Raw genomic sequence first — 14,838 nt, 5'->3', positions numbered from 1 at the left:
CCCAGGGTGCCACCCCGCACTGACAGTCAGGTCAGGGCGTGTCCCGTCGTGGCGTCCACATGCCCCGGCACCTCGTCGTGGCGATCGCCCACGGTCAGGGTGCCGGTGGGTTCGAGGACGAGGATCGCGGCGGGGGCCGGGGCGTAAGGCTTGTGTTCGGTGCCGCGGGGGACCGTGAAGACGGAGCCCTTGGCCAGGACCACTGTGCGTTCGCCGCCCGCCTCGCGCAGGGAGATGTGCAGTTCGCCGTCCAGGACCAGGAAGAACTCGTCGGTGTGGTCGTGGACGTGCCAGACGTGCTCGCCGTCGACCTTCGCCACGCGGACGTCGTAGTCGTTGACGGTGGTGACGATGCGGGGGCTCCACTGCTCGGTGAAGGAGGCGAGGGCGCGGTCGAGCGAGATGGGTTCTGTCATGTCCGTCATCGTGCGGGGTGTCCAGGCCGTCGCAGAAGTGCTAGGAATCGCACATGCCGCAAGGATCCTCGCACCGAGTCGTGCTGATCGTGGACGAGAACTCGAACCCCTTCGAGATGAGCTGTGCCATAGAGGTCTTCGGGCTGCGTCGGCCGGAACTGGGCCGGGAGCTGTACGACTTCACCCTGTGCGCCGCCGGGCCGGACACCCGGATGCGGGACGGCTTCTTCACGCTCACCGGGGTCGCGGGGCTGGCGGCGGCGGACACGGCGGACACGCTGATCGTGCCGAATCGGCCCGACACCGACACCCCACGCTCGCCCCGCGTGCTGGACGCCGTACGACGGGCACACGCGCGTGGCGCCCGGCTCGTCGGCTTCTGCTCGGGTGCGTTCACCATGGCGGAGGCCGGCTTGCTGGACGGGCGGCGGGCGGCCTGCCACTGGATGTGGGCCGACTCCTTCCGGGCCCGCTTCCCGCGCGTCCTGCTGGAGCCGGACGTTCTCTTCGTCGACGACGGGGACATCCTCACCGCGTCCGGCAGCGCCTCGGCGCTCGACCTGGGGCTGCACCTCGTACGGCGCGACCATGGTGCCGAGATCGCCAACCACGTCTCGCGGCGGCTCGTCTTCGCCGCGCACCGGGACGGCGGGCAGAAGCAGTTCGTGGAGCGGCCGGTGCCGGACGTGCCGGACGAGTCGCTGGCCCCGCTGCTGGCGTGGGCGCAGGCCCGGCTGGGGGAGCCGTTGACGGTGGCCGGCCTGGCGGCCCGCGCGGCGGTGTCGCCGGCCACCCTGCACCGGCGTTTCCAGGCGCAGCTCGGGACGACGCCACTGGCCTGGCTGACGGGGGAGCGGGTGGCGCTCGCGTGCCGGCTGATCGAGCGCGGGGAGGAACGGCTGGACGTCGTGGCGGCCCGCAGCGGACTCGGCACCGCGGCGAACCTGCGCCTGCGCGTGCGGCGCGAGACCGGGCTCAGCCCGTCGGCCTACAGACGGCGTTTCGGACCGGGCGGCGGGGAACCTCTCGTGTCATGAGATTCCTCGTACGCGACCGGCTCCTCGGCTTCGGTGACGACTACTGGATCGAGGACGACCGGGGCAGCAAGGTGTACCTCGTCGACGGCAAGGCGATGCGGCTGCGGGACACCTTCGAGCTGAAGGACACCCAGGGGCACGTCCTCATCGACATCCACCAGAAGATGTTCGCCCTGCGGGACACGATGGTGATCGAGCGCGGCGGCGAGCCCCTCGCGACGATCCGCCGCAAACGCCTGTCCCTGCTGCGCAACCACTACCGGGTGTCCCTGGCCGACGGCAGCACGGAACTCGACGTCAGCGGCAAGATCCTGGACCGGGAGTTCGCCATCGAGTACGACGGGGAACTGCTCGCCGTGGTCTCCCGGCGCTGGCTGCACGTCCGGGAGACGTACGGAGTCGACGTCGTGCGGGACGACGCGGATCCGGCGCTGCTGATCGCGGTGACGGTGTGTGTGATCCACCTGGCGGACAAGGAGCGCGGGGACGACTGAGGCGGCGGGCCTCCGAGACGCCGCCGCCCTCCCGGCCACGCCGTCAGCGACGCGGCGCCACCAGTCCCAGCACGCGATCCTTCAGCGCCGGGAACTGCTCTCGCGTCACCGCGACCTTCCCCGGGTCGAACTCCACCGTCAGGACCTGCTCCCCCGCGCCGGCCTCGGCCAGCACCTCGCCCCACGGATCGACCACGATCGAGTGACCGGCCTGCGGAACTCCGGCGTGCGTACCGGCCGTTCCACAGGCGAGCACGAACGCCTGGTTCTCCACCGCCCGCGCCTGAGCCAGCAGCGTCCAGTGCGCCCGGCGGCGCTCCGGCCAGCCCGCCGGGACGACCAGGGTCTCGGCGCCGGCGTCGAGAAGACCGCGGAAGAGTTCGGGGAAACGGAGGTCGTAGCAGGTGGCCACGCCCAGGACGGTCTCGGGCAGACGGACCGTCACCAGGTCCTCGCCCGCGCCCATCAGCACCGCCTCGCCCTTGTCGAAGCCGAACCGATGGATCTTGCGGTAGGCCGCGACCAGATCACCGGAGGGGGAGAAGACGAGAGAGGTGTTGTAGAGCGGCCCCTCCGGATCCCTCTCGGGGATCGAGCCCGCGTGCAGCCACACGCCCGCGTCGCTCGCCGCCTTCGCCATGGCGTCGTAGGTCGGCCCTTCGAGCGGCTCGGCCTCGTCGGCGAACCCTTCGTAGGCGAACGCCCCGGTCGTCCACAGCTCCGGCAGCACGACCAGGTCGGCCCCGGCCTGTTCCCGCACGAGTGACGCTACGCGACTACGGCGTGATTCGACCGATTCGCCCTCGTTGACGTCGATCTGGAGCAGAGAGGCGCGCACACTACCACCGTCCTGGCATTCGAGCCGTCCATACGGGCCTACGATCGTCACACGAAAGCACTGCCGGGGTGCCTCATCGCAGCGTAACTTAGCGTTCCAAGACACCCGCCGCCTCCCACTGGCACCGACGCCACAACTGCCCGCGTACCGACGTACCAACCGCCGAGGGGTCCCGTTCCGTGAGTCTGCATCCAACCCTCCAGCCCTACGCCGACGCCTGGACCCACTCCATCGATGCGATATCCGAGCTGGTGACGCCGCTTGTGGAGGGCGAGTGGAACCGGCGGACGCCGTGCCCCGGCTGGTCGGTCCGTGACGTCGTGTCTCATGTCATCGGCCTGGACTGCGAGATGCTCGGCGACCCGCGCCCCATCCACACCCTGCCGCGCGATCTCTACCACGTCACCAACGACCACCAGCGTTATATGGAGATGCAGGTCGACGTCCGCCGCCACCACACGGCGCCGGAGATGACGTCCGAGCTGGAGTACACGATCATCCGCCGCAACCGCCAGCTGCGGAACGAGTCCCGCGACCCCGGCACAAAGGTGCGCGGCCCGCTCGGCGCGGAGCTCACCCTCGAAGAGTCCATGCGGGGCCACGCCTTCACCGTCTGGGTGCACGAGCAGGACCTGCGCACCGCCCTCGGCCGCCCCGGCAACCTCGACTCCCCCGGCGCGCACATCGCCCGCGACCATCTCCTCGACCAGCTGCCCGATGTCGTCGCCACCAAGGCCGGCGCCCCCCGCAGCTCGGCCATCGTCTTCGACGTCCACGGCCCGATCGAGTTCCTCCGCACGATCCGCATCGACATCCAGGGGCGCGGCACCCTGGAAACGGCCCCCGCCCTCGGCCCGGCCGCGACCCTCACCCTCGACTGGGAAACGTACTTCCGCATGGCCTGCGGCCGGGTGACGCCGGAGGCCGTGGCGGACCGTCTGAAGGCGGAGGGCGACCCGGACCTGACCAAGGCGATCCTGCGCAATTTCACAGTGACGCAGTAGTTCCAGGCATCGGGACGGCCACTCTCGGTGGGACGGACAGCGGCGGCAGGGGCGGCGGGGGCGAAAACCGCTGTCCCCCACCCCCCGCTGACAGTTACCGTCCCGCCGTGACAGACACCCAGACCACAAACCCCCCGCGCCTGACCCGCCTCGCCTTCCACGGCCCCCTGTCGGAGTCCCGCGCAGCCGCCCTGGTGCAGCGCCTCAGCCGCACGAACCCCGCCACCGTGCTGGACATCGGCTGCGGCTGGGGCGAGTTGATGCTCCGCGTCCTCGCGGCCACCCCGGAAGCGACCGGCATAGGCGTGGATCTCAACGGCGACGACCTCGATCGCGCCCGTAGCAACGCCGAGGACAGAGGGCTCGGGCGACGGGCCGAGTTCGTCGAGGAGTCGGCCACGAAGACCGCGCGCGGCCCCGCCGACCTGGTCCTGTGCGTGGGAGCGAGCCAGGCCCTCAGCACGGACGGTGCCCCCGACCCCCTCATCGAGGCGCTCCGCGAACTACGCCGCCTGGTCACCGACGACGGCCGTGTGCTGCTCGGCGAGGGTTTCTGGCAGCGTCCCCCGACCCCCGCCGAACTCAAGGGCATGTGGCCGGGAGCCTCCGCCGACGATCACCACGACCTCGCCACCCTCCTCGATCTCGCGGTCGCCGCCGGCTTCCGCCCGGAGTGGACGGAGACGGCGAACCTCGACGAGTGGGAGGAGTTCGAGTCGGCGTACCAGGCGGACGTCGAGATATGGCTGGCCGGGCACCCCGACCACCCCCTGGCCGCCGAGACCCGCGAACGCCTCGACCGCCACCGCGCCCAGTGGATGAGCTATCGCGGGGTGCTGGGACTGGCGTACCTCACGCTCGTCCCGGCCCGCTGAGTCACCGACGCTCCGGCTCAAGCGGGAACGTGCACCGTCTCCACCCTGCTGGCGACCAGCCGTTCCCGCTCCCTGAGCGCCGCCCGCTTCCGCAGCCGCAGGATCTGGCTGACCCCCAGCGCCTGAAGGACGAACACCACCGAGAAGGCGACGGTGTAGTCACCGCCGGTCGCGTCCAGCAGCACACCGACGGCGAACAAGGTCGTCATCGAGGCCACGAAACCGCCCATGTTGGTGATCCCGGAGGCCGTCCCCTGACGTTCCGGCGGATTCGCCGGCCGCGCGAAGTCGAAGCCGAGCATCGAGGCCGGTCCGCACGCCCCGAGCACCGCGCACAGCACGACCAGCAGCCACATCGGTGCCGTCTCGCCGGGCCAGAGCAGTGTCGTCGCCCACAGCGTCGCCGTCGCCGCGACGGTCCCGAGCGCGAGCGGGAGGCGGGCCTCGTGGTGCCGGGCGACGATCTGGCCGTAGACCAGGCCCACCACCATGTTCGACAGCACGACGAGGGTGAGCAGTTCACCGGCCGTCGCCCGCGACAGCCCCTGCGCCTCCACCAGGAACGGCAGCCCCCACAGCAGCAGGAAGACCATCGCCGGGAACTGCGTCGTGAAGTGCACCCACAGTCCCAGCCGGGTGCCCGGCTCCCGCCAGGACGCGGCGATCTGGCGTCGTACATAGGCCGCGCCCAGGTGCGGCAGCGGCTCCGGCTCGTGTCCCTCGGGGTGGTCCTTGAGGAACACGAGCATCAGGACCAGTACGACGACACCCGCGCCCGCGCTGCCCGCGAACGCGGCCGTCCAGCCCACCCCGTGCAGCAGCCGGGCCAGCAGCAGCGTGGAGACGAGGTTGCCGGCCATACCCGCGAGCCCGGCGAGCTGGGCTATCAACGGGCCGCGCCGGGCAGGGAACCAGCGGGTGCCGAGCCGCAGCACGCTGATGAACGTCATCGCGTCGCCGCAGCCCAGCAGCGCACGCGAGGCGAGGGCCATGCCGTACGAGGGGGAGAAGGCGAAGCCCAGTTGGCCCACGGTGAACAGCACCGTGCCCATGGCCAGCACCTTCTTGGTGCCGAGCCGGTCGACCAGCAGGCCGACGGGTATCTGCATGCCCGCGTACACGAGCAGCTGGAGGATCGAGAACGTCGACAGGGCCGAGGCGTTCACGTCGAAGCGGTCCGCGGCGTCGAGGCCGGCGACCCCCAGCGACGTACGGAAGATGACGGCGACGAAGTAGACCGAGACGCCTATGCCCCAGACGGCGATGGCGCGGCGGCCGCCCGGAGGATCGCCGGGCAGTGCGGCGGACCTCATCGCTCCTCACCTCGCGCGAGGTGCGAGAACCAGTCGATGTGCCGGTGGACCAGCCCGACGGCCGCCTCGGGGTCGCCGGAGCGCAGGGCCTGAAGGATCTCCTCGTGCTCGACGAGGGTCTTGGCGATCCGGTCGGGGTGGGAGTGCAGGATGGCGACGCCCATGCGCAGTTGACGGTCGCGCAGTTGGTCGTACAGCCGCGACAGGATCTCGTTGCCGCCGCTGCGGACGATCTCGGCGTGGAAGCAGCGGTCGGTGACGGCGGCTCCGGCGAGGTCTCCGGCGGCGGCCTGTTCCTTCTGCCGGGCGAGCAGTTCCTCCAGGCGCTCGATGAGTCCGGGCGGTGCGGGGACGGCCTTGCGCGCCGCGTGCTCCTCGACGAGCAGCCGCGTCTCCACGACGTCCTTGATCTCCTGTGCGGAGACCGGCAGGACCAGTGCGCCCTTCTTCGGGTAGAGCTTGATCAGCCCCTCGACCTCAAGACGCAGCAGCGCCTCCCGCACCGGAGTACGCGAGACCCCGACGGCCTCCGCCAGCTCCCCCTCGGTGAGCAGCGTCCCGCCTTCGTAACGGCGGTCCAGGACGCCCTGTTTGACGTGGGTGTAGACGCGGTCGGCGGCAGGGGGCTGCTTGAGCGGGGCGGGCGGGGCGGAAGGCATGTCCACAGCATAGATACAACACGTACGCATGACGGCGTTCATCCAGCATGCGGACCACTTCCCAACCGTCAGTCAAAAAAGCAACATTCATGCCAGCCACCGCACAACCTTGTGTGCTACTTACGTGTCACACCCGTGCGGCCCCATCTTCTTCCCCTTTCATTCGGCCGCGCATTCGGGGCATTTCGACGTAATCGGGGTATTTCAGTTGATTACCGCCACCAAGGGACTCCGTGTCCGCAGAGCCGTCGCCGTCGCCGCGACGACCGGCGCAGTGCTCGTCACCGGAGGCCTCAGCGCGGCTCCCGCGCAAGCCGTGACGGCGCCCACCATCACCGCCAAGGGTGGGTACCTGATGAACAGCACCACCGGCACGACCCTGTTCACCAAGGCCGCCGACACAAAGCGGCTCACCGCCTCCACCACGAAGATCATGACCGCCAAGGTCGTGCTCTCGCAGGCGAACCTGAACCTGGACACGAGGGTGACGATCCGCAAGGAGGTCAGCGACTACATCGTCTCCAAGGGCGCCTCGTCGGCCCGGCTGATCGTCGGTGACAAGGTCACCGTCCGTCAGCTGCTCTACGGGATGATGCTGCCGTCCGGCTGTGACGCCGCGATGGCCCTCGCCGACAAGTTCGGCTCCGGCACGACGGTCAAGGCCCGCACGGCGAACTTCATCGGCAAGATGAACACCATGGCCAAGAGCCTGGGCATGACCAACACGCACTTCGACTCGTTCGACGGCATAAGCAATGGCTCCAACTACTCGACGCCGCGCGACCTGACGAAGCTCGCCCGCAGCACGATGAAGAGCACCACGTTCAAGGCCGTCGTGAAGACCAAGGCGTACACCGCCAAGACGATCACGAAGACCGGCGCCACCCGCACGATGCAGACGTGGAACAACACCAACACCCTGCTCGGCTGGAACGGCACGCTCGGCATCAAGACCGGCTCCGGCACCGAGGCCAAGTACTGCCTCGTCTTCGCCGCCACGCTCAACGGCGAATCGGTGATGGGCGCCGTCCTGACCGCCTCCTCGGAGGCCAACCGTACGGCGGACGTGAAGAAGCTGATCAACTACGGCTACGCCCGCATCAGCTGACCTCCACGACCCACGCAAAGGGGCGGCCACCCGAGGGTGGCCGCCCCTTTCGCTACCGCCGGTGGCTCACGCCCAGGTGATCAGCCGCTTCGGCTGCTCCAGGATCGCCGCGACGTCCGCCAGGACCTTGGAGCCCAGCTCGCCGTCCACCAGACGGTGGTCGAAGCTGAGCGCCAGCGTCGTGACCTGACGCGGCTTCACCTTGCCCTTGTGGACCCACGGCTGGAGCTTGATCGCGCCGATCGCGAGGATCGCGGACTCACCGGGGTTGAGGATCGGGGTGCCGGTGTCGACACCAAAGACTCCGACGTTGGTGATGGTGACCGTGCCGCCCTGCATCGCGGCGGGGGTGGTCTTGCCCTCCCGCGCCGTCGACACCAGCTCACCGAGCGCCTGAGCCAGCTGCGGAAGCGTCTTGGCGTGGGCGTCCTTGATGTTCGGAACGATCAGACCGCGCGGGGTCGCCGCCGCGATGCCCAGGTTGACGTAGTGCTTCTGCACGATCTCCTGGTTCGCCTCGTCCCAGGACGCGTTGACGTCAGGGTTGCGCCTGATCGCGACCAGCAGGGCCTTGGAGATGAGCAGCAGGGGGTTCACGCGCAGGCCCGCGAACTCCTTGTCCTCCTTGAGCTCCTCGACCAGCTTCATCGTGCGCGTCACGTCGACCGTCACGAACTCCGTGACATGCGGCGCCGTGAAGGCCGAGCCGACCATCGCCGCGGCCGTCGCCTTGCGGACGCCCTTGACCGGGATACGGGTCTCGCGAACCGCGTCGTACGTGGCCACCGGCGCCGGGGCGGCGGCGGGCGCGACGACCGGAGCGGCCTGGGGCACCGGCTCGGCGGCCGGGGCCGGCGGGGCCACCGCCGCGTGGACGTCCTCGCGGGTGATGATGCCGTCGGGGCCGGTGGGAGTGACCATGGCCAGGTCTACGCCCAGGTCCTTCGCCAGCTTGCGCACCGGCGGCTTGGCCAGCGGCCGGGGAGGCGTCACCTCCGGCGCGGGACCATGGCCGTTCAGCTCGGACTGCAGGGCCTGCGCCGCGGGCTCCTGGCGGGGGACGTCGGCTCCCTTGCGCGGCCGGCGCTTCGTCGAGGTCTGGGCCACGCCGTAGCCGACCAGCACCGGCTGGCGGCCCGAGCCCGCGGGCTTGGGCTCCTCCGCCGGTACCTCCGGCTGCGCGGCGGGCGCCTCCGCGGCCGGGGCCGCCCCGCCCGCCACGTCCACCGCGATGATCGACGTACCGACGTCCACCGTGGTGCCCTCGGGGAAGTGCAGCTCACGGACCACCCCGTCGTACGGGATGGGCAGTTCCACGGCCGCCTTGGCCGTCTCGACCTCGCACACCACCTGGCCGTCGGTGACCGTGTCGCCCGGCTGGACGTACCACTTGAGGATCTCCGCCTCGGTGAGTCCCTCGCCCACGTCGGGCATCTTGAACTCGCGCACGGACGCTTCAGTCATCGTCGTCACGACCCTCTCCTCAGTACGCCAGGGCACGGTCGACGGCGTCGAGCACCCGGTCCAGGCCCGGCAGGTACTCCTCCTCCAGACGCGCCGGCGGATACGGGGCGTGATAACCGCCCACCCGCAGCACCGGTGCCTCCAGATGGTAGAAGCAGCGCTCCGTGATCCGGGCGGCGATCTCCGCGCCCGAACCGAAGAACACCGGTGCCTCGTGGACCACGACCAGTCGGCGCGTCTTCTCGACCGACGTCTGGATGGAGTCGAAGTCGAGCGGGGAGACCGAGCGCAGGTCCAGGACCTCCAGGCTGCGGCCCTCCTCGGCGGCCGCGTCGGCGACCTCCTGGCACAGCTTCACCATCGGGCCGTAGGCGGCCAGGGTGAGGTCCGTGCCCTCGCGGACGACCCGCGCCTTGTGCAGCGGGCCGGGGATGGCCTCGGTGCTGACCTCGCCCTTGTCCCAGTAACGGCGCTTGGGCTCGAAGAAGATCACCGGGTCGTCGCTCTGGATGGCCTGCTGCATCATCCAGTACGCGTCCGACGCGTTGGACGGCGAGACGATCTTCAGGCCCGCCACGTGCGCGAAGAGGGACTCGGGGGACTCGCTGTGGTGCTCGACCGCGCCGATGCCGCCGCCGTAGGGGATGCGGACGACGACCGGCAGCTTGACCTTGCCCAGCGAGCGCGCGTGCATCTTGGCGAGCTGGGTGACGATCTGGTCGTAGGCCGGGAAGACGAAGCCGTCGAACTGGATCTCCACCACCGGGCGGTAGCCGCGCAGCGCGAGACCGATCGCCGTGCCGACGATGCCCGACTCGGCCAGCGGGGTGTCGATGACACGGCTCTCGCCGAAGTCCTTCTGCAGGCCGTCGGTGACCCGGAAGACGCCGCCGAGCTTGCCGACGTCCTCGCCCATGATGAGGACCTTGGGGTCCGCGTCCAGCGCGTGCCGCAGCGACTCGTTGATCGCCTTGGCAAGAGCCATGCTCTTGACTGTCTGCGCTGCCATGTCAGGCCCCCTCTACGTCCGCGAACGACGCCTGGTAGGCGGCGAACTGGGCGCGCTCCTCGTCGACGAGCGCATGCCCGTCCGCGTACACGTTCTCGAAGATGGCGAAGTGGTCCGGGTCCGGCATGGCACGGACCGCCTCGCGCACTCCCTTGCCCAACGCCTCGCTCTCGGTCTCCAGTTCCGCGAAGAATCCCTCGTCCGCGTGGTTTGAAGCCTCGAGGTACCGGCGAACGCGCAGGATCGGGTCCTTCGCCTCCCAGGCCTCGCGCTCCTCGTCGGCCCGGTACTTCGTCGGGTCGTCGGAGGTGGTGTGGGCGCCCATGCGGTACGTGTACGCCTCGACCAGCGTCGGTCCCTCACCGTTGCGGGCGCGCTCCAGCGCCCACTTCGTCACGGCCAGGCAGGCCAGGACGTCGTTGCCGTCGACGCGGACGCCGGGGAAGCCGTAGCCCTGCGCACGCTGGTAGAGCGGCACGCGGGTCTGCTTCTCGGTCGGTTCGGAGATCGCCCACTGGTTGTTCTGGCAGAAGAACACCACCGGGGCGTTGTAGACCGCGGAGAAGGTGAAGGACTCGGCCACGTCGCCCTGGCTGGAGGCACCGTCGCCGAAGTAGGCGATGACCGCGCTGTCGGCGCCGTCCTTGGCGATGCCCATCGCGTAGCCGGTGGCGTGCAATGTCTGCGAGCCGATGACGATCGTGTAGAGCTGGAAGTTGTTGCTGTTCGGGTCCCAGCCGCCGTTGTTCACGCCGCGGAACATGCCGAGCAGGTTGGTCGGGTCGACCCCACGGCACCAGGCGACGCCGTGCTCGCGGTAGGTCGGGAAGACGTAGTCGTCCTCGCGGGTGGCCCGGCCGGAGCCGATCTGCGCGGCCTCCTGGCCGAGCAGCGACGCCCACAGGCCCAGCTCGCCCTGGCGCTGCAGGGACGTGGCCTCGGCGTCGAAGCGTCGGGTGAGCACCATGTCGCGGTAAAGGCCGCGGAGCTCTTCGGGGGTGATGCCGGCGACGTACTTGTCGTACTCGGCGTTCTTGACGCGCTTTCCCTCAGGCGTCAGCAACTGCACGAGTTCGGGGTCCGCGCCCTGCGTTTTCCTTGCGGTTGTGGTCTTGCCGGCCGTGCTCTTGGTACCGGCGCTGCGTCGCGGCTTGCGCGCGGCAGTGCTCTCCACGGTCACGTGTGCTCCTCCGTCGGTCCGGCGCCCGGGTTCGCCGGGTGCCAGTGCGGCTCACCTGAAGCCCTATCGGACGCACAGGGTGGGTGCGCTCGATGGGGACAGGCGTGACAGGTGCCCCGGCGAGCATCCTGCAAAAGGCACGTTACCCAGTGCTCCACATTTCTGTGAAACCCCTCCTGACCTGCGATTTTGCTTGGATTTCCAAGTAAATCTCGAAAGTCGGGAACAACTCCTGGTCACAGCCTTGCAGGGGGCCGGAACAACGGCACGTTATATCGGTGAGCCAGGCCACGGGAAGAGTCGCCGAGGGGCAGATCACTCAGTCGATGTGACATCAGACTCGTATGGGAAGAAGGAAATGTCCAGGTATTCCCGATCGGCAAAAACGATCAAGAATGGCAAGTCGTTCGGTGATCGGTTCCACGACCGGAAGTGACTGACGGCGACTGGCAACGACTGGCTGTGACAACGCCCAGCTCACAGGATCTGCCGTTGCCCTAGCATCGGCGCGTGCCGCGCTCCTGTGTACCACCCCTCGTGTCTCACACGCCCCCTCTGGGCGCCCTCCTCCGCCAGTACGCCGCCGGTTCCGCCCTCGCCTGCGATCCCGTCGACCAGGGCCTGCTGAACCGCGGCTACCGGCTGCGCACGACCCGCGGCCGCTACTTCCTCAAGCACCACCACGACCCCGAGACCGCCGATCCGGCCGCCATCGCCCGCCAGCACCGGGCGACCCAGCGCCTGGCCGACCTCGGCGTCCCGGTGGCCCCGCCGCTGACCTGCCGGGACGGACGTACGGTCGCCGTCGTCGGCGGCCGCGCGTACGCCCTGCACCCCTGGATCGACGGGCGGCACCGCCACGGCGGCCAGCTGACGCACGGGCAGTGCGAGCGGCTGGGGGCGCTCTTAGGCGTCGTGCACGCGAGCCTGGAACGTGTGATGCCGGCGGAGGGGCGGGCGCCGGTCGAGAGCGCCGACCCCGCCGATACGTTCGCCCTCATCGACGACCTGCTCGCCCGGGTGCGCCGCCACCGCCCCGCCGACCGCTTCGACCAACTCGCCCGGCACCGTCTGCTGGAACGCCGCGAACTCCTGCAGCGGCACGCCGGCCGGCGTCCCCCGCGCGGCGCGCTGGTCGGCTGGGTGCACGGCGACTTCCACCCCTTCAACCTGCTCTACCGGGGCGACGCCCCCGCCGCGATCGTCGACTGGGACCGGCTCGGCGTGCAGCCCCGCGCGGAGGAGGCCGTACGCGCCGCCGCGATCTTCTTCGTACGGCCCACAGGGGCGCTCGACCTGGCGAAGGTACGGGCGTACACGCGCGCGTACCGGCGTACGGCCGACGCCACCGCGCCGGAGCTCGCGGCGGCCGTGCACCGCGTCTGGTGGGAGCGGCTGAACGACTTCTGGATGCTGCGCTGGCACTACGAGCGCGACGACACCCGCGCGGACCAGCAGTTCCCGGCGGTCTCGGCGCTGGCGGTGTGGTGGACCCGGCAGTACGAGGCGGTCCACGACGCCTTCACCGACTGATCCGGCGAGGCCCGCACGGGCGGCCGGTCAGCCTCCGGTGCCGTCCGTCGGGGCGGTCGGAAGCGTCGGATCCACCGTCGGGTCCTCCGTCGGCTCCTCGGTGGGCTCCTCGGTCGGCTCCTCCGTCGGCTCGGCCGTGGTCGGCTCCTCCGTGGGCTCCTGCGTCGGCTCCTCGGTGGGCTCCTCGGTCGGCTCCTCGGTCTGCGTGTAGTCCGGGTCGGCGCCCGTGCCGGAGCCGTCGTCCGTGACCTCCTCGGTCGGCTCCTCGGTGGCCTCGTCGGTCGGCTCGTCGGTCGCCTTGTCCTCGTCGGTGGTCTGCGAGACGGTCGGCGTCTGATCGGTGTCCTTGTTGCCGCCGCCACCGCCGCCGTTGTTCAGCGCCAGCGCGACGCCCGCCGCGATGGCGACCACCGCGAGGACGGCGAGGATCCACAGCTTGCCGCGGCCGCTGCCCCGGTTGCCGTGCCCTTCGAAGCCGCCGTCGTCCCCGCCGCCGTACCCGGAGGGCAGGATCTGCTGCGGGATCTGCGTCGTACCGGAGGCCGGATCGCCGGGGTGACCCATGACGGTCGTGTTGGCGAAGCCCGATGCCGGGGTGTGGCGGCCCTCGTGCATGGTCACCGGGCCGGTGTTCCAGGTGCCGGTGTGGCCGCCGTGGTCGTACAGCATCTGCAGGCCGTACTGGACGAGGCCGCGCATCTCCTCGGCCGTCTGGAACCGGTCGTCCGGCTCCTTGGCGAGCGAGCGCATGACCAGGCCGTCGAGCTCCGGCGGCGTGGCGTCGGAGACCTCGGACGGCGGGGTCGGGATGTCCTGGACGTGCTGGTAGACCACCGACAGCGGCGTCTCGCCGGTGAAGGGGGGCCTGAGCGCGAGGAGTTCGTAGAGGAGGCAGCCCGTCGCGTACAGGTCGGAGCGGTGGTCGACCGCCTTGCCGAGCGCCTGCTCGGGCGACAGGTACTGCGGGGTGCCCATGACCATGCCGGTCTGCGTCATCGTCGACTGCGCGCCGTGCAGGGCGCGGGCGATGCCGAAGTCCATCACCTTCACGGCGCCGTTGTGGGTGATGATGACGTTGGCGGGCTTGATGTCGCGGTGCACGATGCCGTGCTGGTGCGAATAGGCGAGAGCCTCCAGGACGCCGGAGACGATGATCAGCGCCTGCTCGGGGCCGGGTGCCTCGGCGTTGATGAGGAGGTCGCGGATGGTGCGGCCCTCGACGATCTCCATGACGATGTACGGCACGCTCTGGCCGTTCACGAAGTCCTCGCCGGAGTCGTACACGGCGACGATCGCATGGTGGTTGAGGCCGGCCACCGACTGGGCCTCGCGCGTGAAGCGGGCCTTGGACACCGGGTCCTCGGCAAGGTCGGAGCGCAGCAGCTTGACCGCCACGGTGCGGCCGAGACGCACGTCCTCGGCCGCGAACACCTCGGCCATGCCGCCCCGGCCGAGTCTGCGGGTCAGCCTGTAACGGCCGTCCCCGACAAGTCCGCCATTACCCCACATTTCCGGCGCGTCTGACATACCGCCGCCAGCCGCCTCGGGGTCGGACGGGCCCTGAGCGCGCTGCTGCTGTGCCATCGGTCCTCGCCGTCGTTTCTGCCCGCGGTGCGCGCGGTGTTGTTACGGTCTCCGTCGGCCACGCTACAGCCTCAGCGCAAGCCGCCGGTCCGAGACGGTAGCCCCAACCGGACGGAGACAGACCGGCCATCAAACCGGTACCCCGTCTCCTCGTGCAAATTCTGTGCACCGACCGTACGGCCCCTGTAACGCTTCCGCGACGCTCCCTTCGCGTACGGTCACGGATCGGGCACCGCGCTTGACCTGTCAGTGCCGTCGGGCAGACTTGGCCGGGAATAGCACATTGGATCACTCGGGACCGCTCGGTCCAGGGGGCCGCAGGCG

General features: G+C 70.1%; 14 protein-coding genes. 6 read left to right on the top strand and 8 right to left on the bottom strand.

Annotation, left to right across the window (positions count from 1 at the left end; genetic code table 11):
- Window positions 1–26: 26 nt before the first annotated feature.
- Window positions 27–416, bottom strand: a complete 390-nt coding sequence (locus ACFQ6S_RS21965; RefSeq protein WP_383412194.1) for a cupin domain-containing protein — start codon at window positions 414–416, stop codon at window positions 27–29.
- A 53-nt stretch (window positions 417–469) separates the two neighbouring features.
- Between ACFQ6S_RS21965 and ACFQ6S_RS21960 the strand changes: the two genes are divergently transcribed.
- Window positions 470–1,453 carry a GlxA family transcriptional regulator gene (locus tag ACFQ6S_RS21960; protein ID WP_383412191.1) on the top strand — a complete coding sequence of 328 codons (984 nt, stop codon included), beginning with the start codon at window positions 470–472 and terminating at the stop codon, window positions 1,451–1,453.
- Window positions 1,450–1,947 (top strand): LURP-one-related/scramblase family protein, encoded by a 498-nt coding sequence (locus ACFQ6S_RS21955; protein ID WP_383412188.1) that lies wholly within the window; start codon window positions 1,450–1,452, stop codon window positions 1,945–1,947. The genes ACFQ6S_RS21960 and ACFQ6S_RS21955 overlap by 4 nt, the downstream gene beginning before the upstream one ends.
- Before the next feature lie 43 nt (window positions 1,948–1,990).
- Here the strand turns inward: ACFQ6S_RS21955 and ACFQ6S_RS21950 are convergent, their stop codons facing one another.
- Complete coding sequence (locus ACFQ6S_RS21950; protein WP_383412185.1) at window positions 1,991–2,785, bottom strand: carbon-nitrogen family hydrolase; 795 nt, start codon at window positions 2,783–2,785, stop codon at window positions 1,991–1,993.
- 179 nt (window positions 2,786–2,964) lie between these two features.
- Here ACFQ6S_RS21950 and ACFQ6S_RS21945 point away from each other — a divergent pair, with 179 nt between their 5' ends.
- The gene (locus ACFQ6S_RS21945; RefSeq protein ID WP_383412182.1) at window positions 2,965–3,789 is read left to right on the top strand and encodes a maleylpyruvate isomerase family mycothiol-dependent enzyme; all 825 of its coding nucleotides are present in this window, start codon (window positions 2,965–2,967) and stop codon (window positions 3,787–3,789) included.
- Window positions 3,790–3,896: 107 nt separating this feature from the next.
- Window positions 3,897–4,664 (top strand): SAM-dependent methyltransferase, encoded by a 768-nt coding sequence (locus tag ACFQ6S_RS21940; protein ID WP_383412179.1) that lies wholly within the window; start codon window positions 3,897–3,899, stop codon window positions 4,662–4,664.
- A gap of 17 nt (window positions 4,665–4,681) precedes the next feature.
- Here ACFQ6S_RS21940 and ACFQ6S_RS21935 read toward each other — a convergent pair whose 3' ends face one another.
- Together ACFQ6S_RS21935 and ACFQ6S_RS21930 are read right to left on the bottom strand one after the other, a co-directional pair.
- Window positions 4,682–5,977: a nitrate/nitrite transporter gene (locus ACFQ6S_RS21935; RefSeq protein WP_383412176.1), complete on the bottom strand. Its 1,296-nt coding sequence runs from the start codon at window positions 5,975–5,977 to the stop codon at window positions 4,682–4,684.
- Window positions 5,974–6,636, bottom strand: a complete 663-nt coding sequence (locus ACFQ6S_RS21930; protein WP_383412173.1) for a GntR family transcriptional regulator — start codon at window positions 6,634–6,636, stop codon at window positions 5,974–5,976. The genes ACFQ6S_RS21935 and ACFQ6S_RS21930 overlap by 4 nt, the downstream gene beginning before the upstream one ends.
- Window positions 6,637–6,844: 208 nt before the next feature.
- On the opposite strand from ACFQ6S_RS21930, the gene ACFQ6S_RS21925 reads away from it, so the two are divergent.
- Window positions 6,845–7,744, top strand: a complete 900-nt coding sequence (locus tag ACFQ6S_RS21925; RefSeq protein WP_383412170.1) for a D-alanyl-D-alanine carboxypeptidase family protein — start codon at window positions 6,845–6,847, stop codon at window positions 7,742–7,744.
- 66 nt (window positions 7,745–7,810) lie between these two features.
- On the opposite strand, the gene ACFQ6S_RS21920 is transcribed toward ACFQ6S_RS21925, so the two are convergent.
- From ACFQ6S_RS21920 to pdhA, 3 genes are read right to left on the bottom strand one after another with little or no spacing between them, the layout of a single operon-like run.
- Window positions 7,811–9,217, bottom strand: coding sequence for a dihydrolipoamide acetyltransferase family protein (locus ACFQ6S_RS21920; RefSeq protein ID WP_383412167.1), 1,407 nt, complete (start codon window positions 9,215–9,217; stop codon window positions 7,811–7,813).
- Between the two features lie 10 nt (window positions 9,218–9,227).
- Window positions 9,228–10,217, bottom strand: a complete 990-nt coding sequence (locus tag ACFQ6S_RS21915; RefSeq protein ID WP_383412164.1) for an alpha-ketoacid dehydrogenase subunit beta — start codon at window positions 10,215–10,217, stop codon at window positions 9,228–9,230.
- Between the two features lies 1 nt (window position 10,218).
- A complete protein-coding gene (pdhA, locus tag ACFQ6S_RS21910) occupies window positions 10,219–11,397 on the bottom strand; it encodes a pyruvate dehydrogenase (acetyl-transferring) E1 component subunit alpha (RefSeq protein WP_383412161.1) in 1,179 nt (392 codons plus the stop codon).
- 537 nt (window positions 11,398–11,934) lie between these two features.
- On the opposite strand from pdhA, the gene ACFQ6S_RS21905 reads away from it, so the two are divergent.
- Entirely contained in the window at window positions 11,935–12,930 is a 996-nt protein-coding gene (locus ACFQ6S_RS21905; protein WP_383412159.1) for a phosphotransferase, read from the top strand.
- Between the two features lie 27 nt (window positions 12,931–12,957).
- Here ACFQ6S_RS21905 and ACFQ6S_RS21900 read toward each other — a convergent pair whose 3' ends face one another.
- Window positions 12,958–14,514 carry a protein kinase gene (locus ACFQ6S_RS21900; RefSeq protein WP_383412156.1) on the bottom strand — a complete coding sequence of 519 codons (1,557 nt, stop codon included), beginning with the start codon at window positions 14,512–14,514 and terminating at the stop codon, window positions 12,958–12,960.
- Window positions 14,515–14,838: the final 324 nt, after the last annotated feature.

Origin of the sequence: Streptomyces sp. NPDC056479 (genome assembly GCF_042795335.1) — a bacterium.
In the GTDB taxonomy this organism is placed as follows: domain Bacteria; phylum Actinomycetota; class Actinomycetes; order Streptomycetales; family Streptomycetaceae; genus Streptomyces.
This window is presented reverse-complemented; position numbering and strand designations above follow the sequence as displayed.